This window comes from Nonomuraea sp. NPDC050643 (assembly GCF_040654715.1).
GTDB lineage: Bacteria > Actinomycetota > Actinomycetes > Streptosporangiales > Streptosporangiaceae > Nonomuraea.
In genome coordinates this window covers 253,017-272,965 of sequence record NZ_JBFAIM010000005.1, presented here as the reverse complement: position 1 = coordinate 272,965, position 19,949 = coordinate 253,017, and the positions used below count along the sequence as shown (strand labels likewise).

Sequence of the window (19,949 nt, the reverse complement as noted above, 5' to 3'; positions counted from 1 at the left end):
GGTGGCTGTGACATTACGTCGGGGTGGGGGCGCCCCGGAAGAGGCGCCCCCATGAGGGATCTACGGAGATCCGGCCGCCGCGCGTACCGCGCGGTGGGTCAGGACCCTGGCCAAATGCCGCCGGTAGTCCGGCTGGGCGTGCAGGTCGGCGGGCGGTGAGCTGTCGGCCGCCGCCTCCTGGCACGCCTGGCGCACCTGGTCGCCCAGCTCCACGCCCTCCAGCGCGGCCTCGGTGGCGCGGGCGCGCAGCGGCGTCGGCGCCATGTTCGTCAGCCCGATCCTGGCCTCGGCGATCGACCCGTTCGAGCGCCTGACCGCCACCGCCACACCGACGATGGCCCACGCCTGCGCGGTCCGGTGGAACTTCTCGTAGTGGAAACCCCAGTCCGCGCCCAGCTTCGGGATCTTCACGCCGACCAGGATCTCGCCCTGCCGCAGCGACGACTCCAGGTAGTCGACGAAGAAGTCGGCGGCCGCGATCTCCCGCTCGCCCTGCGCCGACCTGGCCACGAACACCGCCTCCAGGGCCAGCGCCACGGCGGGCATGTCCCCGGCGGGGTCCGCGTGGGCCAGTGAGCCGCCGAACGTCCCGCGGTGCCGGATCGCCGGGTCGGCCACGTGCGAGGCCGCCAGCGCCACCAGCGGGCAGCCCTCGCGGACCACGCCCGAGCGCAGGACCTCGTCGTGCGTGGCCATCGCGCCGATGAAGACGTGGTCGCCCCGGTCGTGCACGCCCTTCAGGTCGGGCAGCCGGCCGATGTCCACCAGCGTCGACGGGTAGGCCAGCCGCAACCGCAGCAGCGGCAGCAGCGACTGGCCGCCGGCCAGGACCTTGGCGTCGTCGTCGGCCGCCAGGACCTGGCAGGCCGCGGCGAGCGAGTCGGGGCGCTCGTAGTCGAACTGCGCGGGGATCATGGCCGCACTCCTTCCAGGGCACGCCATACGCGTTCGGGCGTGCACGGCATCTGGACGTCGCTGATGCCGTGCGGGCGCAGGGCGTCCACGATCGCGTTCACCACGGCCGGGGTCGAGGCGATCGTGCCCGCCTCGCCCACGCCCTTGACGCCCAGCGGGTTGCTGGTCGCCGGGGACTCGGTCCGGTCCAGGGTGAAGTCCGGCAGGTCCGCGGCCGAGGGCAGCAGGTAGTCGGCCATCGTGGTGGTCAGCAGGTTGCCCTCGGAGTCGTAGACCGCCTCCTCGTACAGGGCCTGCGCGACGCCCTGGGCGATGCCGCCGTGCACCTGGCCCTCGACGATCAGCGGGTTGACGACCTTGCCGACGTCGTCCACCGCCACGTACGAGCGGATCCGCACCATGCCCGTCTCGGTGTCGACCTCCACCGCGCACAGGTGGGTGCCGTGCGGGAAGGAGTAGTTCTCCGGGTCGAACGTGGCCTCGGAGTCGAGCCGGGCCTCCACCCCTTCGGGCAGGGCGTGCGCCGTGAACGCGGAGTAGGCCAGCTCCTGGATGGTCTTCTGCGAGTCGGTGCCCCGCACCTTGAACGCTCCGGCGTCGAACTCCAGGTCGTCGGGGGAGCACTCCAGCAGGTGCGCGGCCAGCTTGCGGGCCTTGTCCTTGACCTTGTCGCACGCCTTGAGCACCGCGATGCCGCCGACGACCAGCGAGCGCGAGCCGTAGGTGTCCATGCCCTTGTGCGCGATCGCCGTGTCGCCGTGCAGCACGGTGACGTCGTCGAACGGCACGCCGAGCGCGTCGGCCACGATCTGGCTCCACGACGTCACGTGCCCCTGGCCGTGGGGCGAGGTGCCGGTGATGACCTCGACCTTGCCGGTCGGCAGCATGCGCACCGCGCCGTGCTCCCAGCCGCCCGCGCCGTAGTTGGCCTCGCCGAGCATCCTGGACGGCGCCAGCCCGCACATCTCCGTGTACGTGCTGACCCCGATCCCGAGTTGCACGGGGTCGCCCCGGTCACGCCGGTCGGCCTGCTCGGCCCGCAGCTTGTCGTAGCCGAACATCGACATGGCCTTCTCGGTCGCCGCCTCGTAGTTGCCCGAGTCGTACGTCAGCCCCGAGATCGTCGTGTACGGGAACTCCTCGTGCTTGATCCAGTTGCGCCTGCGCACCTCCACCGGGTCCATCTTGAGCTCAGCGGCCAGCTCGTCCATCACCCGCTCGATGCCGAACGTGGCCTCTGGCCGGCCCGCGCCCCGGTAGGCGTCCGTGGGCATCTTGGTGGTGAACACGCCCGTGCAGCCGAACTCGTACGCGTCCCACTTGTAGATCGCGTTGAACATCGCCGCGCCCAGCATCGGCACGCCCGGCGTCACCAGCATCAGGTACGCGCCCATGTCGGCCAGCAGGTTGACCTGCAGCCCGCGGACACGGCCGTCGGCGTCGGCGGCCAGCCGGATGTGCTGGATCTGGTCGCGGCCGTGGTGCACGGTCAGGTTGCCCTCGGAGCGGGACTCGTTCCACTTGACCGGCTTGCCCAGCTTGCGGGCGAGCAGCAGGCAGAGCACCTCCTCGGCGGTGACCTGCAGCTTCGAGCCGAACCCGCCGCCCACGTCGGGGGCGATCACCCGGATCTTGTGCTCCGGGATGCCGGTCACCACGGCCAGCATGACCCTCAGCACGTGCGGGATCTGGGTGGCAGACCACAGCGTGAACGCCTCGCCGTCGGTGTCGGCGAGCACCGCCCGCGGCTCCATCGCGCTCGGGATGAGCCGCTGCTGGATGTAGGTCCGGTCGATGACGACGGCGGCGTCCCTGAACGCGGCGTCAAGATCACCTGAATTGATCTTGGCGCTGAACGCCTTGTTGCCCGCCTCGTGCACCTTCGGGCTGTCCGGGCTGAGCGCCTCGTTCATGTCGAGCACGGCCGGGAGCGGCTCGTAGTCGACCTCGATGGCCTCCAGCGCGTCGGCCGCGCGGTAGCGGTCGGTCGCGACCACGCAGGCCACGGCCTCACCGACGTAACGCACCTCGGAGACGGCCATCGGCGGGTGGTCGGGGATGACGATGTCCTCGCTCACCGGCCACGCGCACGGCAGGCTGCCCTGCTCGGCCGCGAAGTCCTGGCCGCTGAACGCCGCCACCACCCCCGGCAGGCCGCGCGCCCCCGACACGTCGATCCCGGTGATCCTGGCGTGCGCCATCGGGCTGCGCAGGAACATCACGTGCAGCATGCCCGGACGCGAGAGGTTGTCGGTCCACTGCGTGCGCCCCGTCAGCAGCCGGGCGTCCTCTTTGCGCTTACGTGGCCGGCCCACTTCGGACGTGGCCACCGGTTCGTTGATCTGGTCGCTCTGCGCGATCTGCTCGGCGACCCTCTCCGGGTCCAGCTCGCTCACGAGGTGCTCACCGCCTGACCCATCTCCTGCGCGCCCCTGCGTACGGCGCGCACGATGTTGCAGTATCCGGTGCAGCGGCAGAGGTTGCCCTCCAGACCCTGTCTGATCGTCTCCTCTGAAGGCTCAGGATCGTCCCTGAGCAGGTCTATCGCGGCCATGACCATGCCGGGGGTGCAGTAGCCGCACTGCAGCGCGTGCTCTTCGTGGAAGGCCCGCTGCATCGGGTGCATCGACCCGTTGGCGCCCAGGCCTTCGATGGTGACGATGTCGCAGCCGTCGGCCTGCACGGCGAGCACCGAGCAGCTCTTGACGCTCTTGCCGTCGAGCATGACCGTGCAGGCACCGCAGTTGCTGGTGTCGCAACCGACGGGCGTACCGGTCTTGCCCAGGCGTTCTCGTAGCAGGTGGACGAGCAGGAGCCGCGGCTCGACATCCTCCTCGTACTGGATCCCGTCGACGGTGACGGTGATTCGGGGCATACGTCCTCCCTCAGGAGCAGGGGGAAAGGCGGACACTCCGAACGTACGCCGGTGTTTTTCCCGGTCAAGGGTTACTTACCGCGGACCACCCGCGCGATGATCGCCACCAGCCCTGCGAAGGCCAATCCCAGCACCATCACCCCTGTCAGGACCAGCCAATGTGTGATCGAGCGTGTCACGATCAAAATGCCCAGAACGATGAAGAGCACACCACTGAGCAGGGCCATCCAGTCGGTCCGGTGCAGGCGCCGGGGCCGCTCGACCTCACGCGGCACGCCGCACCTCCATGTCACCGAGACCGCCCCGCAGGTTCAGCACGATCGTCGGAATCTTGCCCTCAGGCTTGGTCTCGGGCTCCAGCACCTTGTGGTGCCGCACGTCCACGCCGCCCTTGAGAGACTGGTCGATCTTGATGTCCCCGATCTTGTTGGTGGCGTACACCTCGATCCTGGCCGTCGGCGGCACGATCACCTCGAGCTCGCCGGCTGAGATCTCCGCGTTGAACGTCACGTTCGAGCCCGGCGGCAGCTCCAGCTCCGACAGGTCCAGCCGGCCGTCGCCGACCCCGACGTCGTAGTATCTGCTCGCCTCGGCGATGCTGGTCGGGGTCCACTCGGACGAGCCGATGTTCCTGGGCAGGCCACCGAGCATCAGGCCCACGGCCACGATCAGCGTCACCATGGTGCCCGCGGCCACCAGACCGGCGCCCCTGCCCCACCAGGCGGCGATGAGCAGCCCCGCTCCGACGGTGATGAGCATGGCGCCGCCGACGATGGTCGGGCTCACTCCGGCGGCCGACCTGGCTTGGACGGCCACGACGATTCCTCCAACGATGAATGCCAGCAAGAAGGTGATGACGCCGATGAACGACGTCGGGCGCCGTGGTCTGCGCTCCCGTGGGGGCAGCGTGCGGCCGTAGCGGGCGGGGTCGTACGGCGAGTGCCCGGCCCGCTTGGCCGGGTCCAGCGGCTGGTACGGGCCCTTGGGCGCGAACGGCTCGCCGTAGCTGCTGTAGTCGACGGAGGTCTTGGGCTGGGGGCGGTAGGCGGGCGGCGGCTGGTGCGGCGGCACCCGATGCTCCGCGGTCACGGCCTCCGGGGCCACCTTGTCGCCGGTGCCGCGGTCGCCGGTGTCGCGGGCGTCTGTGTCACGGGGGTCTGTGTCGCGGCCGTCAATGTCGCGGCCGTCAATGTCGTGCTCCCAGGCGTCGTCCTGGATCGGCTCGCCGTACCTGACCGTCTTCTCGTCCTTGACCGGCTCGTCCTTGGCGGGCTCGCGCTCCTCGGCGGGGGCGGGCTGGTGCACGGCCGCCGCCACCGCGGGAGAGCCGGTCTCGCCGGGCTCCGTCCGGGGGTGGGCGGTGGTCGGCTCGGCCACCGGTACGGGCGGCACCGGGCTTTGGGCGGGTGCGGGGCGTACCGGTTCGGCGGCGGGGCCGGGGGCCGGGGGAGCCTGGTCCCGGGTGCGGTAGTAGGCCGCCGGCCGCGCCGCGCCGCGCCTCCTGCCCAGCCGCTCGGGCATCGACCGGGCCAGCCCGCGCAGATCCACCCCGCTCGAATGCGCCGCCAGCAGCGACACCGCCAGGAACACCCCGACCACGAGCGTGCCGGTGTCCAGCCAGACCGTGGCCAGGTTGATCGCCAGCCCGCACGCCAGCACCGCGGTCAGCAGCGCCAGCACGGTGTCGGCGTCGAAGTCGCGCCGCGTCCACTGCTCGATCAGGCCCGGCCTGCCGCTCGGCTCCTTCATCAGCAGGAACGCCGAGAGGTAGAGGAACAGCCCGATGCCGGAGCCGAGCAGGAGCACCGCGAAGCCCACGCGGAACACCACCGGGTCGATGCCCGTGTGCCGCCCGAGCCCCGCGCAGACCCCCATGAGGAAGCGCCCCTCGCTGCTACGTCGCAGCTCTCGGTGAGGGGCGGCCGGTTGCCTGGGCGGAGCTTCTGTCATGCCCACCATCGTGGACCCACGCGCGGTGTGCTCGCATCCGGGACACCCCTGACCCGACCCGGGGGTTGTTCCCTGATGTCCGTGACGCCCGCGACGTGTGACTATGGCCATGTTATGGCTGACCAGAAGACTCTCGCCGAGCAGAGCGGCGACACGCCCTATCGCAGGATGATGCGCCCCATGGAGGGCCGCCTGCTCGGCGGTGTCGCCCAGGGGCTCGCCACGCAGCTCAAGCTTGATCCGGTGGTGATCAGGCTCATGTTCGTGCTGCTCACCGTGGTCCAGGGCGTGGGCGCGGTGGCGTACGCGGTGCTGTGGATGATCACTCCCCGGCAGCCGTACCAAGGGCATCCGCCCCAGCGCGACTGGAGCCAGCTCGCCGCGTTCAGCGCGATCGGGGCGGCCCTGTTCGCGTTCGGCTGGCTGACGGGGGCCTCGCAAGGAGGCATCGGGCTGCTGCCGTTCGCGGTGGGCGGGATCGGCGCGCTGATCCTCTGGCAGCAGGCCGACCCGGAACGCCGCAAGGGCTGGGTGAGCGGCGCCTCGCTCAGCATCAGGACGAACCGGGTGCGCACGCTGCTCGGCATCGTCCTGATCGTGATCGGCGCGACCGGCTTCCTGGCCGCCGAGGGCGAGCTGCCCCAGATCCGGGACAGCCTGCTGTTCACCGTGGTCGTGGTCGGCGGCCTGGGCGTCATGGCCGCGCCGTGGCTGGCCGGCCTGTGGAAAGAGCTGCAACTGGAGCGCCGCGAGCGCATCAGGCAGGAGGAGCGGGCCGAGGTGGCCGCCATGGTGCACGACTCGGTGCTGCACACGCTCACGCTCATCCAGCGCGTCGCCCACGACCAGCGCGAGGTCACCCGCCTGGCCCGCTCCCAGGAGCGCGAGCTGCGCAACTGGCTCTACCAGCCGGCCCAGGACGCCGACGCCACGATGGCCGCCGCCGTACGCAGGATCGCGGCCGAGGAGGAGGACGCGCACGGCGTGCCGATCGAGGTCGTCTGCGTCGGTGACATCAACCTCGACCCGGCGGGCAAGCTGGCCGCCATGCTGAAGGCGTCCCGGCAGGCGATGGTCAACGCGGCCAAATACTCTGAGAGTCCGTCTATTTCGGTTTATGCGGAGGTAGAGGGTGAAGAGGCCACGATTTTCGTGAAAGATCGTGGTAAGGGGTTCGACTTCGAGGCGGTGCCGCTCGACAGGATGGGGATCAGGGAGTCCATCATCGGGAGAATGGAACGTCACGGAGGCACGGCCCGAGTGCGTACCGAGCCGGGCGAGGGCACGGAAGTGATGTTGACGATGAAGGTGGAGAAGGCATGACGCGCGTACTGATCGTCGATGACCACCGGTTGTTCCGGTCGGGCGTGCGCGCCGAACTGGGCGACTCGATCGAAGTGGTGGGCGAGGCCGAGGACGTGGAGACGGCGGTCAAGGCGATCGCCGAGCACCAGCCCGACGTGGTCCTGCTCGACGTCCACATGCCCGGGGGCGGCGGCCAGGAGGTGCTGCGCCGGGTCCTGGGCTCCGGCTCGCAGGTGCGGTTCCTGGCGCTGTCGGTCTCCGACGCCGCCGAGGACGTGATCGGTGTGATCAGGGGCGGCGCCCGCGGCTACGTGACCAAGAACATCAGCGGCAAGGAGCTGACCGACGCCATCCGGCGGGTGGCCGAGGGCGACGCGGTCTTCTCGCCGCGGCTGGCGGGGTTCGTGCTGGACGCGTTCGCCTCGTCGGAGGCGCCCTCCATCGACCCGGAGCTCGACTCGCTGACGCAGCGCGAGCGCGAGGTGCTGCGGTTGATCGCCCGCGGTTACGCGTACAAGGAGATCGCCAAGGAGCTGTTCATCTCCGTCAAGACCGTTGAGACCCACGTCTCGTCGGTGTTGCGCAAGCTCCAGCTCTCCAACCGTCACGAGCTGTCCCGCTGGGCCACCGCCCGCCGCCTGGTCTGATCCGGCTCGACCGGTTTCGGCCGTCGTCACGTGTACGCGGACCCGGCACGCCTCCGCCCCCCGGCTACGCGAACCACCGGCACCGCTCCCGGGTGCCGGCCCCGCAAGCGGTTCGTCCGTCACCCGGGGTCCCTCACGCGGCCCGAGGATGCCGAACCGCCCTACCTGCTCCCACCCACGCATCCCGGTCGGAGCCGCCGGTACCTCGCCCCCGGCCTGCGCGATCCATCATTAGTCCGATTTGGACCGTTGCACGATAGTTATCGGCTTTTGGCCGACGAATCAGGAAGCTCAGTCGTCACACAAGGAGGTAGTCGAAGCACGAAGTCCAGGAGTAACCCCTTTGAAGCGCGTCACCCGGATGCTTCCGGCCCTGGTCGCTCTGGTCGCCGCCACAGCCTGTGCGGCGGAGAGCGTCCCCGCCCCGGCGGCCACCGCTGCGGCCCAGGTCCCGGCCACTCAGGCCCCCGCGGCTCAGGCCGCCGCCGTCGCCGCCCCGGCGAAGAAGCCCAAACTGGCCATCGCCGACATCACCCCCATGGGGGAGAAGTCCGAGAAGGTCGGCGTCGGGTTCCCGATCATCGTCACGTTCGACCGTGACGTCAAAGACAAGGCGGCCGTCGAGGCACTGCTGGACGTCGAGGCGGACAAGCCGGCCGAGGGCGCCTGGCGCTGGGTGTCGGAGCGGAAGGTCATCTACCGGACGAAGACGTACTGGCAGCCGTACCAGAAGGTGCTCTTCACCGCGCGGCTGTCCGAGCTGCCCGGCAACGAGGCCGAGAAGAACGTCTCCCGCCGCTTCGCCGTCGGCGCCAAGCACGTCTCCCTGGTCGACACCCGCAAGCACACGATGAAGGTCTACCGCAACGGCAAGCTGGCCAAGAAGATCCCGATCAGCGCCGGCAAGGGCGGGATGATCAGGAACGGCGTGGACGTCTACCTCACCACCAGCGGCACCCACCTCACGATGGGCAAGAAAGCCGTCGAGACCATGACCTCCTCCTGGATGGGCGTGACGGATCCCAAGGACCCGCGCTACTACAAGGAGGAGATCCCGTGGGCGGTCCGCATCTCCGACAGCGGTGAGTACGTCCACCAGAGCGCCGGCTACTACCACTTCCTGGGCCGCTCCAACCAGAGCCACGGCTGCGTCCGCGCCACCCCGGCCGGCGCCAAGTGGTTCTACACGATCGCCCAGCGCGGCGACGTCGTGAAGATCACCGGCACCAAGCGCAAGCTCCAGTGGAACAACGGCTGGAGCTACTGGCAGCTCAACTGGACCCAGTGGAAGAAGGGCAGCGCCCTCAAGACCGGCTGAGCCTCACGCAAGGGCCGCCCCCAGGGTTTGGGGGGCGGCCCTTGCGTGCAACGGCCTACGCCTTCCTACAGCTTCTCCAGCGGCGCGTACGCCAGCAGCAGCGTCTTCTCCCCGCTCGTTCCGAAGTCGATCTTGACCTTGGTCTTCTCCGCCACCCCGTCCACGGACACCACCGTGCCCAGCCCGAACGCGTCGTGCGAGACCCGGTCGCCGGGCGTCAGGTTCGGCACCGTGCGCCCACCGCTCTTCGCCGGCGCGGGACGGGCGGCCGGCTCGCGCCGCGTGGCCGCGCTCCAGGCGGACTTCTCCGGATCGGTACGCCAGTCGACGAGCTGCCCCGGCACCTCGTTGACGAACCGCGACGCCGGGTTGAACGACGGCGCCCCCCAGGAACTGCGCACGGCCGCCCGCGTGATGTAGAGCCGCTGCTGAGCCCGGGTGATGCCCACGTAGGCCAGCCGCCGCTCCTCCTCCAGCTCCTTGGGCTCACCCAGCGACCGGACGTGCGGGAACACGCCGTCTTCCATGGCCGTCAGGAACACGACCGGGAACTCCAGGCCCTTGGCCGTGTGCAGGGTCATCAGCGTGACGACCCCCTGCCCGCCGTCGGCCTCGGGGATCTGGTCGGCGTCGGCCACCAGCGACACCTGCTCGAGGAACTCCACCAGCGTCCCCTCCGGGTTGGCCTCCTCGAACTCGGAGGCCACGGAGATGAGCTCGTTGAGGTTTTCCAGGCGGGACTCGTCCTGCGGGTCCTCCGAGGCCTCCAGCTCGGCGCGGTAGCCGGTGGCCACCAGCACCTCCTCGGCCAGCGCCGACGGCGGCACACCCTCCGCCTTCGCGATCAGCTCCTCGAGCATCGCGACGAACTCGCGTACGGCGTTGAGCGAGCGCGTGGCCATGCCGTGCGCCTCATCGGCCCGGCGCAGCGCCTCCCAGTAGGAGACGCGCTCGCGCGACGACAGCGCCTCGACCATCGCCTCGGCCCGGTCGCCGATGCCGCGCTTGGGCACGTTGAGGATGCGCCGCAGCGACACCACGTCGTTGGGGTTGGCCAGCACCCGCAGGTAGGCCAGCAGGTCCTTGACCTCCTTACGCTCGTAGAAGCGCACGCCCCCGACCACCTTGTAGGGCAGCCCGGTGCGGATGAAGATCTCCTCGAACACGCGGGAGGCGGCGTTGGTGCGGTAGAAGACGGCGACCTCGCCCGGCTTGACGGAATCCTCGTCGCTGAGCCGATCGACCTCCTGGGCCACGAACATGGCCTCGTCGTGCTCGTTGTCGGCGACGTAGCCCACGATCTTGGGGCCGTCGCCCTGGTCGGACCAGAGGTTCTTGGGCTTGCGCGACTCGTTGCGCGAGATCACGGCGTTGGCCGCGGCCAGGATGTTCTGGGTGGAGCGGTAGTTCTGCTCCAGTAGGATCGTGCGCGCGTCGGGATAGTCGCGCTCGAACTCCAGGATGTTGCGGATCGTCGCGCCCCGGAAGGCGTAGATCGACTGGTCGGCGTCGCCCACCACGCACAGCTCGGACATGCCGCCGCCCGACCGGACCAGGTCGCCGTCCGTCGTGCGCAGCTCGGGATGCCCGACCAGCTCCCTGATCAGGATGTATTGGGCGTGGTTGGTGTCCTGGTATTCGTCGACCAGCACGTGCCTGAACCGCATCCGGTAGTGCTCGGCCACCTCGGGGAAGAGCTGGAAGAGCGACACCGTGTTCATGATGATGTCGTCGAAGTCCATCGCGCCGGCCTCGGTCAGCTTGAGCTGATAGGCCTTGTACGCCTGCGCGAGCGTCTTCTCCAGGTGCGAGCCCGCCCGGTCGATCGCCGTCTCGTAGTCGACCAGCTCGTTCTTGAAGTTGCTGACCTGCGCCGAGAACGACCGCGGCGGGTAGCGCTTCGGATCGAGCTCCATCTCCCTGCAGACCATCGCCATGAGCCGCTGCGAGTCGGCCTGGTCGTAGATCGAGAAGCTGGAGGGGAACCCCAGCCGCTTGGCCTCGCGCCGCAGGATGCGCATGCAGGCGCTGTGGAACGTCATCACCCACATCGCCTTGGAGCGCGGCCCGATCAGCTTGTCGATGCGCTCCTTCATCTCCTTGGCGGCCTTGTTGGTGAAGGTGATCGCCAGGATCTCGCCCGGATGCGCGTCACGCTCGGCCAGTAGGTACGCGATGCGGTGCGTCAGCACCCGCGTCTTCCCGGACCCCGCCCCGGCCACGATGAGCAGCGGACTGCCGTGGTGGATCACGGCCTCCCGCTGCTGCGGGTTGAGGCCGTCGAGCAAAGGGTGGTCAACAGAGACTTGGGTCGGCACCCACCTAGGTTAAGTCTCCCCACCGACAATCGGCGCCCGGAATGCCATGGACGGAGGGCCGGTTGTGCCTCATGGAAGGTCCAGAGAGGGGAAACATGCTGCCGGAAGCCGAGATCAACCGGGTACTCGTCGTGACCGCGCATCCTGACGACGCCGATTTCGGCTCGGCCGGAAGCGTGGCGTTGTTCGTGGACAGAGGGGTGGAGGTCACCTACCTGCTCGTGACCGACGGTGACGCGGGCGGCAACGAGCGCACCCTGGACAACACCGGCATGGCGGAGCTGCGCAGATCCGAGCAACTGGCCGCGGCCAAGGCGGTCGGCGTCACCGACGTTCGTTTCCTCGGTCATTCCGACGGCCAGGTGGTGCCCTCGCTGGAGCTCAGGCGCGCCATCGCCCGGGTGATCCGCCAGGTCCGGCCCGACCTGGTCATCACCCACCACCCGGACCGCAACTACCAGTTCATCGCCCCCAGCCATCCCGACCACCGCGCCGTGGGGGGCGCCACCCTGGACGCGGTCTACCCGGACGCGCGCAATCCGTACGCGTTCCCGGAGCTGATCAAGGATGAGGGGCTGGAGGCGTGGACCGTACGTGAGGTGTGGCTCAACGGCGGCTCCACCCCCAACCACTGGGTGGACGTCACCGAGGCCATGGACCGCAAGCTCGCGGCCTTGCAGTCGCATGTGAGCCAGGTCGCCCACGTGGAGGGCTTCGCCGACTTCGTCAAGAGCCGCTTCGCCGCGTGGGCCGAGCAGGCCGGCTTCGGCGAGGGGCACTACGCGGAGGGCTTCCAGGTCGTCCCCACGGCCTGACTCCCTTCTTACGGCCTGACTCCTCCTAAGGGACCGAACCGGGCGGCACCACCCACAGCGAGGGCTGCCCGGTGACCTCCGAGATGATGTCGAAGGCGTGGCCGTAGTGCAGGATCGTCGCCCCGTGCACCTCCGCGCAGGCGGCGATCAGCAGCTCGTCCGGGCCGATGCCGCGATGCTGGGAGATCTCGACGAGCTGCCGCTGCACGGCCATGGCCCGCGCCTGCACCTCCTGGTCCACGGGCAGCAGGACGCACTGCCGCTGGGCGTGCAGGATGCGCTGGTAGTGGGCGTAGTCGCGGGCGCTGTAGAGCAGCTCCAGGTCGATGACGGTGCAGGTCGCCACCGCGCGAGCCGCGTAGAGCGGGTGGAGCGCCTTGGCGACGACGTCACTGACACGGATGCGGGCCAGCGCGCTCTTGTCGAGGAGGTACATCAGTCCCGTCGTAGCCACACATGCTTCGTGATCTCCGGATCCAGCAGGTCCGGGCTCCCCTCCGTGCGCCAGAACTCGAACGCCCTGATCGCACATTCCTTTCCCGCGTCCCTGTCGACGATCGCTCGCAGCGCGGCGTGGACCGTTTCTCTCATGGTCGGCGTACCTAGCATCTGCTGGGCCGCTTCCAGGAGCTCCTTGTCGATGTCGATTACCGTACGCATGCAACACCACCTCCATACCTCCGGTGTCTGTCCAATGGCTCGATGTCGGTATGCGGGCACCTCAAGTCGGCACGGACTTGAGAGAGCGCGCCTCGCAGACGTTAAAGCCTTGGGCTGACGTGGCTACAGCATGATCCTGGGGGCGGGGGAGAATACTCTGCCGGCAGGTGAAAACCCTTATCCTCCGCGGTCGGTTGATCCCACCCGGAGCGCCGCGCAATCTCACTTTCCGTGGTCACAATGCCTGACTTGCCAGCACGAACCACCCATCCCGGGCACCCCGAATCCTCCTCGGCGACGGACGGCGGTCTCGGGGTGCCCACGTCAAGAACCGGTGGGGGCGGTACGCGGAGCCGTCGCGACCGGAACGACAGAGGTGGTCATGCCGTCAAGGGTGAGCCTGAGCATCGGGGCGGCGGTGCCGCCGAAGCCGGCCCGCGCCTGCGCGGCTTCCGCGTATCGCAGGTCGAGGCCCTGGTGGGAGCGGTAGTTGACGAAACTGACCACATGGAGGTCGGGCAGCACCAGCCAGGCGTAGGCCTGGTCGGGTTCGGAGGAGGGGTTCTGGATTACGAGCCCGGATCCGTTGAGGGGCTCGTAGGGTCCGGTCAGGCTGGGCGCGGCGAAGCCGTACAGTCCGGTGGGCGCGCGGCCGGCCGGGTGGAAGGAGTGGCGCTGGGTGCAGAAGAACAGGTAGTACCAGGAGTCATGGACGACGACGTGCGGTCGTTCGAGCTCGTGGTTGACGCCGTCGGCGACGAGCAGAGGCGGAAGCAGCGACCACGTGTCTCCCCGTGGTTCGGCGAGGGCGATCGCACCAGCGAAGCCGTCCTTCCAGGCGGTGGACGCGGCGACGAGCAGACGGTCGCGGCCGTTGGCCGGGTCGCGGAACCAGCCGGGATCGCGGAAGGCCCTGATCTGGCCCGGCGCCCCGTCGGCCTCGTCGGCCGGCAGATACATCCGGCCGTCTGAGCGCAGGACCTCTCGATGCCGGGCGTCTTGTCGCAGCAGGATCCGGCCACGGTCGGCGATCAGGGTCGGGTGGGTCTCGACGACGCTCTGCAGGTAGGTCGGGCGTGTTTCGCCGCGCCGGCCGGCGGCCGTGTAGAACACCGACACGGTGCCGTCGGGCCGGCGGAGCGCCGATCCTGACCATTCGCGGCTGCCGGGCGAGGCGCCGTCGGCGAAGGCGTTGCCCAGGTCCTTCCACTGCTCGCCGTTCTTGCCGAGCAGGCGGATCCGGGCCTGATCGTGGCGCTGCTCGGGATGCCCGAGAGCGGGCGCCGACAGGGCCATCCACAGCTCGTAGTCGTCGGCCACGCTCGTCGAGCCGTCCTCCTCCTGGATCGGCCACAGGTCCCACAGGTCGTGGTCCGGCAGGATCCGCGGTACGGCCGCCGGGTCGATGACGGGCGCGGTGGTCGCTCCGGTCTCGGCGAGCAGGTCGAGGTGCCGGCGGGTCCAGCGCGCCGGTCGGCCATCGCTCATGCGGCACCCTGCCGGCGGCGGTGGCCATCGGCCGGAAGTACGCCTGATCGGCTCGCCGCTCCCCGCGCGGCACCTGGACGTCCTCGTGGGACCATGGATGACCTCTTCTTTCACTCGTGGGATGTGCTGGAGCCGGCCGGGGCCTATTGGTCAGGCGAGGCGAGGCGGCGCATGCCGAGCTCGATGGCCCCGGCGATTCCGGAGTGGTCGCCGAGCGATGGGCTGACCACGTACTCGTCCATGGCGGCGGGGTCGGTCAGCGCCGATGTCGCCGGATATCCGGCGGCCAGATCGAACGCGCGCGCCCGGAGGCGGGCCATCAGCCCGGCGTGCTTGGCGACGCCCCCGCCGATGACGATCCGCTCGGGCGACAGTGTGTAGGTCAGGTTCATGACGGCGTGGGCGAGGTATTCGGCCTCGAGCTCCCAGACCGCCGGGTCGTCCAGGTCCTCGGCCCGCTGTCCCCACCGCCGGCGCATGGCCTCGCCGGAGGCGAGCCCTTCGAGGCAGTCGCCGTGAAAGGGGCAGCTACCCGCGAAGGCGTCCCGGCTCCGATCGTGCGGGATGCGGACGTGGCCGAACTCCGGATGCAGCAGGCCGTGCATCAGCCGGCCGTTGACCACGGCCCCGACGCCGATGCCGGTGCCGACGGTCATGTAGGCGAGCGTTTCCAGCCCTCGTCCGGCTCCGCGCCGCCACTCTCCCAGCGCGGCGGCGTTGACGTCGGTGTCCAGGCCGACGGGGACCTGCAGCGCGGAGCGCAGCGGGGAGACGACGTCGGTGTGGGCCCATCCGGGCTTGGGCGTGGCCGTGATGTGGCCGTACGTCGGTGAGCCCGTCCGCAGATCGACGGGGCCGAAGCTGCCCACACCGATCGCGGTGAGCGTCCGGTGCTCCTGGAAGAACCGCACCGCGCCCGCGATGGTCGCCTGCGGTGTGGTCGTCGGGATCACGCCGGTGGCGAGGAGTCGGCCTTGGGCGTCGGCGACCGCGCACACCCACTTCGTCCCGCCCGCCTCGATCCCGCCGTAGAGCGGCGGCGTCGCGCTCATCCCCGTCAGCCCTTCAGGGAGCCCTGGAGCAGGGCCTTGACGAAGTGACGCTGGAAGACGAGGAAGATCACGAGCGTGGGCGTCAGGATCAGCAGCGAGCCGGCGCACAACAGCGGGATGTCGGTGCCCCACTGGCCCTGGAAGGCGCCCAGGGCTCCGGACATGGTGCGCTTGGTGGGGTCGTCGACCAGGACGATGGCCAGGAGGAACTGGTTCCAGGTCCACAGGAACAGCAGGATGGCCAGGGACGAGATCGCCGGCATGGCCAGGGGGACGTGGATGCGCCGGAAGAGCTGCCACACGTTGGCGCCGTCCATCCGTGCGCTCTCCGACAGCTCGCCGGGCATGTTGACGAAGTGGGCGCGCATCCAAAAGACGCTGAACGGCATGAACAGGCCGATGAGCGGCAAGATGATGGCCCAGCGCGTGTTCAGCAGCCCCATGTCGCGGATCTGGTAGTACAGCGGCGTGATGATGCCCTCGAAGGGGAGGGTCAGGCCGATCACGAACAGCAGGAAGACGACGCGACCGCCGATCACGCGCAGGTGGCCGATGGCGAAGCCGGCCATCGTGCCCAGCAGGATCGAGATCGGCACCACGCCCAGCACGATGAGGACGCTCGACTGCAGCAGTCGGCCCATGCTCGCGGCCTCGAAGGCCCGCGGGAAGTTGCCCCACTGCGGGTCGTCGGGCCAGGCCAGCCCGGCAGGGTAGGTGCCCGAGGGGTGCAGGGCGGTGACGAACAGGCTGAGGAACGGCAGGAGCGTGATCGCCATCATGAGGAGGAGCAGCAGCCGGCCGGTCCAGGCCTCCCGCCCTGCGGTGATCATCGGTTGCCGTCCTTTGCGAACCACTGGATGGGAAGGGCGCAGGCGATCACGAGGACCATGAGGACCACGGCCAGGGCCGAGGCCAGGCCCACCTCGCGTTCGGAGAAGGCCAGGTAGAAGATCTGCAGGCCGGGCACCATGGTCGTGTTGCCGGGGCCGCCCTGGGTGGAGATGTAGATGATGTCGAAGCTGGCCAGGGCCGCGATCACGGTCACGGTGACGCAGACCGCGATCTCTTGGCGCAGGCTGGGCACGGTGATGGAGATGAACTCCCGCCATGCTCCGGCGCCGTCCAGCCGGGCGGCTTCGTACAGCGCCGGATCGATCTTGCTCATGCCGGCCAGCAGCAGGAGTGTGCACAGGCCGAGCAGCACCCACCCGCCGATCATGCCGACCGCCGGCAGGGCGGTGGCGAAGTCGCCCAGCCAGGCCCGGGTCACCCCGCCGAGGCCGATGAGCGAAAGCAGTTGGTTGATCACTCCGGTGGAGGCCAGCAGCCAGCTCCACGCGATGCCGGCCGCCACCAGCGGGATGACCTGCGGCAGGAACAACACGATACGCGCCACCAGCGCCAACCTGGTCTCGGCGATCCGCCGGATCGTCGCGGCGATCGCCAGACCCAGCACAACCGGCAGCACGCTGAAGAACGCGATCAACTGGAAGGCGTTCACCAGCGAGTCGAACAGGTCCGGATCGGTGAAGACCTTGCCATAGTTGGCCGGCCCCACCCACGTGGACGGTCCGATGCCGTCCCACTCGAACAGCGAGTACTGAAACGTCAAGACGATCGGGCGCAGCACGAACACCGCGTAGAAGGCCAGAGCCGGGATGACGAACAGCCAGCCGACCAGGCCGCGCGCGTCACGCAGCTTGGTCACGACCGGCCGCCGGTGCGCGGATCGGGCGCCGGCGGAGCGGGCCATCAACTGCCTCAGTTCCCTTCGAGCTGGCCGGCGTAGTCGGCCTGGACCGCCTTCAGCAGCCCTTGCGGCGTCTGCTCTCCGGCCGCCAGCTTCTGCAGGTTCGGGGTCCAGCTCTTGGCGTAGATGGCGCCGGTGGCGTTGGCGATGAAGTCCATCGCGCCGTTGTCCTTGGCGATGTCCGCCCCGGCTGCCAGCGTGCTCGCGGTGACCTTGTCCGATGCCACGGCCGGCATGTACGCCTCAGCCGGTCCCATCGGACGCGATCCGCCGACCTCGACGCCGATCTCGCGAGCCCGCTTGTCGGTGGCGACCCAGTTGAGGAAGAAGGCGGCGCAGTCGGCGTTCTTGGCGTTCGCGGCGATACCGAAGGTGAGGGGCGCCGACATGGCGGCCAGCTTGCCGCCCTGCTGCGCCGGCGGCATCAGAGTGAAGCCGACGTTGCCCGGCATCTGCTTGTCGAGGTTGCCCGACTCCCAGTCGCCGTTGAACATGAACAGGCCCTGGCCGTCGATGAAGCGGCTCATCATGGTCGCGTAGTCGAGCGCGTTGACGTCCTTCGGGAAGTATCCTGCCTTGACCCATTTCTCCAGGTGCTGGGCGGCCTGCAGGTTCGACGGGGTGTCGATGGTGGCGCCAGGCTTTTGGAAGATCCAGTCGTTGATGGGCCCGGCAGGGCCGTAGGAGGCCATGAGGTTTTGCAGCGGGAATGCCAGGCCGCCGGTGGCGCCGCCGTTGAACTGCAGGATGGGCGTGATGCCCGCGCTCTTGGCCTTGGCCAGCATTTGGTCGAGCTCCGCCAGCGTGGCAGGTGGCGTGGACATTCCGATCTGGGCGGCGAGCTTCTTGTTGTAGAAGACGCCGGTCATGCTGAAGTTGAGACCCAGGGCGTACAGCGAGCCCTGACCGCGCGGCCGTCCGCCCGGGCCCAGGCGCAGCTGTTCGAGCTGCGAGGCCGGCCACTTGTCCCAGCCGAACGCCGTCGCGTAGCCGTCCAGGTTCTTCAGCAGGTTGTCCTTGACCAGCTCGGACACCTGGGGCAGGCGCATCAGGTCGGGCGGATTGTCCGCCAGGGTGCGCGGGGCGTTCTGCGTGATGACCGCGAACTGGTCCTCGCGGATGTCCCAGGTGACGTTCGGGTGCTGCTTGGTGAACTCGGTGGTCAGCGCCTTGGGCAACGGGAAGCCGGTCTCGAAGTAGCCGTTCATCGTGATCGGCGCCGAGCCGCAGCCGGATGCCGCGGACACCGACGACGTGCTGGTGGCCTGAGGCTGCGGGCTGTCGCTGCCGGGAGCCGCGCAGGCGGCGGCCAGCGTCCCCATGGCGATCACAAGCGCGGCCCCGGTCCTGCCGGGACGGACTCGACGAGCCATGTGCATCTCCTCTGCTGCTTGGGACCATCGGCGCCGGGCTGACGCTCCCATTCCGTTGCTAAATCGTGTTAGCGCCCGATAGTCTCACCACGCGCGTCGCACCATGTCAACCCCCCGTAACCCACTTTTGACGATCGGAGATTCTGGGTGAGCCCACGACGGGTCACGCTGGCCGATGTGGCCAAGGCCGCCGGCGTCTCGCGCCCGACCGCCTCACTCGTGCTGTCAGGCCGCGGCCGTGAACTACGCATCTCACAAGACGTCGAACAGCGTGTCCTGCAAGCCGCCGAGGAGTTGCAGTACCGGCCCAACATCGTCTCCGTGGGACTGCGCACGGGCACCTCCCGGACGATCGGCTTCATCTCCGACACCGTCGCCACCTCACGGCTGGCCGGCGACATGATCAAGGGAGCGCTCGAGGCCGCCCGCGAGCGCGGCTTCATGCTGTTCATCGGTGAGACCGAAGGCGACGCCGAACTCGAACGCCTCCTGCTGCAGGCCATGCACGACCGCCAGGTCGACGGGCTCATCCTGGCCTCCATGTTCACCCGCACCATCAAGGTGCCCAAGACCATCACGGCCGCGCCCGCCGTGCTGCTCAACGCGCTGTCCAAGCAGCCCACCCCCCTGCCCGCCGTTCTGCCCGACGAGGTCGAGGCCGGCCGCAGCGCGGCCCGCGTCCTGCTGGAGGCCGGCCACCGCGACGGCATCTACCTGATCGGCGTCGGTCCGGGCCTGCGCAACGTACCCTCCGAAAGCCTCGCGGCGGTGGAACGGCTCGTCGGCATCCGTGAGGCGCTGAGCGAGGCGGGCGTCAAGGTGGCGGGCGCCCGCACCTGCCCCGACTGGCTGCCGGAGTACGGCCTCGCCGCGACGCGGGACCTCCTGCGGACCGTCCAGCCGCGTGCGCTGATCTGCTTCAACGACCGGATCGCGATGGGCGCCTACCAGGCGCTCGACGACTTCGGGCTCAAGGTGCCCGCGGATGTCTCCGTCGTCTCCTTCGACGACCATCCCATCGCCTCGTGGGTGCGGCCCAAGCTGACCACCGTGGCGCTGCCCCACTACGAACTGGGCCGCAAGGCCGTGGACGTGCTGTTCACCGAGATCGAGCGGGACGGCGCGGACGGTGGGCAGGCGGGGCGGGTGTACCGGGTCCCGATGCCTGTCCGCGACCGCGAGTCCGTGGCACTGTCGCCCGCTGCGGAATTCCTCGACTGAACAGCGTGCCTGGCGCTGATCACGTCGGCCCTCCCGACGAAGGCCCGGGGACTCGCATCTGTGGCTCCGGTGAGCCGGCACGTGGTTGATCTTTTGGTCAGCTCCCCCTGCGGAGCCTTCCGGCCAGCGAGCGAAGACCTTCACCGCGCCCGGACGCAATGCGCCACGGACGGAGCACCCTGCTGCCCCGGAGAAGACACTCGGTTGCTGCGAAGGGGCCTCCGGTCGCCGTCAACGGACGTCCGGTTGCCCCCATGGAACA

18 protein-coding genes are annotated in these 19,949 nt (G+C 69.4%); 5 read left to right on the top strand and 13 right to left on the bottom strand.

Annotation, left to right across the window (positions count from 1 at the left end; translation table 11 throughout):
• Positions 1-60: 60 nt before the first annotated feature.
• The 5 genes from AB0I15_RS09055 to AB0I15_RS09035 form a co-directional block, all read right to left on the bottom strand.
• Positions 61-915, bottom strand: a complete 855-nt coding sequence (locus AB0I15_RS09055) for a xanthine dehydrogenase family protein subunit M (protein ID WP_358092069.1) — start codon at positions 913-915, stop codon at positions 61-63.
• Positions 912-3,257 carry a xanthine dehydrogenase family protein molybdopterin-binding subunit gene (locus AB0I15_RS09050; protein WP_358092200.1) on the bottom strand — a complete coding sequence of 782 codons (2,346 nt, stop codon included), beginning with the start codon at positions 3,255-3,257 and terminating at the stop codon, positions 912-914. Before AB0I15_RS09050 ends, AB0I15_RS09055 begins: the two co-directional genes overlap by 4 nt.
• Positions 3,258-3,307: 50 nt before the next feature.
• Positions 3,308-3,790 carry a (2Fe-2S)-binding protein gene (locus AB0I15_RS09045; RefSeq protein WP_358092067.1) on the bottom strand — a complete coding sequence of 161 codons (483 nt, stop codon included), beginning with the start codon at positions 3,788-3,790 and terminating at the stop codon, positions 3,308-3,310.
• A gap of 71 nt (positions 3,791-3,861) precedes the next feature.
• Positions 3,862-4,065 carry a hypothetical protein gene (locus tag AB0I15_RS09040; protein ID WP_358092065.1) on the bottom strand — a complete coding sequence of 68 codons (204 nt, stop codon included), beginning with the start codon at positions 4,063-4,065 and terminating at the stop codon, positions 3,862-3,864.
• Positions 4,055-5,740, bottom strand: a complete 1,686-nt coding sequence (locus AB0I15_RS09035) for a PspC domain-containing protein (protein ID WP_358092063.1) — start codon at positions 5,738-5,740, stop codon at positions 4,055-4,057. Before AB0I15_RS09035 ends, AB0I15_RS09040 begins: the two co-directional genes overlap by 11 nt.
• Before the next feature lie 114 nt (positions 5,741-5,854).
• Between AB0I15_RS09035 and AB0I15_RS09030 the strand changes: the two genes are divergently transcribed.
• From AB0I15_RS09030 to AB0I15_RS09020, 3 genes are all read left to right on the top strand, one after another.
• A complete protein-coding gene (locus AB0I15_RS09030) occupies positions 5,855-7,063 on the top strand; it encodes a PspC domain-containing protein (protein WP_358092061.1) in 1,209 nt (402 codons plus the stop codon).
• A complete protein-coding gene (locus tag AB0I15_RS09025; RefSeq protein ID WP_358092059.1) occupies positions 7,060-7,692 on the top strand; it encodes a response regulator transcription factor in 633 nt (210 codons plus the stop codon). The genes AB0I15_RS09030 and AB0I15_RS09025 overlap by 4 nt, the downstream gene beginning before the upstream one ends.
• Before the next feature lie 343 nt (positions 7,693-8,035).
• Positions 8,036-9,010: a L,D-transpeptidase gene (locus AB0I15_RS09020; protein WP_358092057.1), complete on the top strand. Its 975-nt coding sequence runs from the start codon at positions 8,036-8,038 to the stop codon at positions 9,008-9,010.
• A 65-nt stretch (positions 9,011-9,075) separates the two neighbouring features.
• Here AB0I15_RS09020 and pcrA read toward each other — a convergent pair whose 3' ends face one another.
• Positions 9,076-11,298: a DNA helicase PcrA gene (pcrA, locus tag AB0I15_RS09015; protein WP_358092198.1), complete on the bottom strand. Its 2,223-nt coding sequence runs from the start codon at positions 11,296-11,298 to the stop codon at positions 9,076-9,078.
• A 125-nt stretch (positions 11,299-11,423) separates the two neighbouring features.
• On the opposite strand from pcrA, the gene AB0I15_RS09010 reads away from it, so the two are divergent.
• Positions 11,424-12,143 (top strand): PIG-L deacetylase family protein, encoded by a 720-nt coding sequence (locus AB0I15_RS09010; protein WP_358092055.1) that lies wholly within the window; start codon positions 11,424-11,426, stop codon positions 12,141-12,143.
• Between the two features lie 25 nt (positions 12,144-12,168).
• On the opposite strand, the gene AB0I15_RS09005 is transcribed toward AB0I15_RS09010, so the two are convergent.
• The 7 genes from AB0I15_RS09005 to AB0I15_RS08975 form a co-directional block, all read right to left on the bottom strand.
• Positions 12,169-12,579 carry a PIN domain-containing protein gene (locus AB0I15_RS09005; RefSeq protein ID WP_358092053.1) on the bottom strand — a complete coding sequence of 137 codons (411 nt, stop codon included), beginning with the start codon at positions 12,577-12,579 and terminating at the stop codon, positions 12,169-12,171.
• Positions 12,579-12,803, bottom strand: a complete 225-nt coding sequence (locus AB0I15_RS09000; protein ID WP_358092051.1) for a type II toxin-antitoxin system VapB family antitoxin — start codon at positions 12,801-12,803, stop codon at positions 12,579-12,581. The genes AB0I15_RS09005 and AB0I15_RS09000 overlap by 1 nt, the downstream gene beginning before the upstream one ends.
• 324 nt (positions 12,804-13,127) lie before the next feature.
• Positions 13,128-14,291, bottom strand: a complete 1,164-nt coding sequence (locus tag AB0I15_RS08995; RefSeq protein WP_358092049.1) for a glycoside hydrolase family 68 protein — start codon at positions 14,289-14,291, stop codon at positions 13,128-13,130.
• 143 nt (positions 14,292-14,434) lie between these two features.
• Positions 14,435-15,343, bottom strand: a complete 909-nt coding sequence (locus AB0I15_RS08990) for an ROK family protein (RefSeq protein WP_358092047.1) — start codon at positions 15,341-15,343, stop codon at positions 14,435-14,437.
• A 5-nt stretch (positions 15,344-15,348) separates the two neighbouring features.
• The gene (locus AB0I15_RS08985; RefSeq protein ID WP_358092045.1) at positions 15,349-16,173 is read right to left on the bottom strand and encodes a carbohydrate ABC transporter permease; all 825 of its coding nucleotides are present in this window, start codon (positions 16,171-16,173) and stop codon (positions 15,349-15,351) included.
• The gene (locus AB0I15_RS08980) at positions 16,170-17,096 is read right to left on the bottom strand and encodes a sugar ABC transporter permease (RefSeq protein WP_358092043.1); all 927 of its coding nucleotides are present in this window, start codon (positions 17,094-17,096) and stop codon (positions 16,170-16,172) included. The genes AB0I15_RS08985 and AB0I15_RS08980 overlap by 4 nt, the downstream gene beginning before the upstream one ends.
• A gap of 8 nt (positions 17,097-17,104) precedes the next feature.
• Entirely contained in the window at positions 17,105-18,466 is a 1,362-nt protein-coding gene (locus tag AB0I15_RS08975; protein ID WP_358092041.1) for a hypothetical protein, read from the bottom strand.
• Between the two features lie 147 nt (positions 18,467-18,613).
• Here AB0I15_RS08975 and AB0I15_RS08970 point away from each other — a divergent pair, with 147 nt between their 5' ends.
• Positions 18,614-19,687, top strand: a complete 1,074-nt coding sequence (locus tag AB0I15_RS08970) for a LacI family DNA-binding transcriptional regulator (RefSeq protein ID WP_358092039.1) — start codon at positions 18,614-18,616, stop codon at positions 19,685-19,687.
• Positions 19,688-19,949 lie beyond the last annotated feature (262 nt).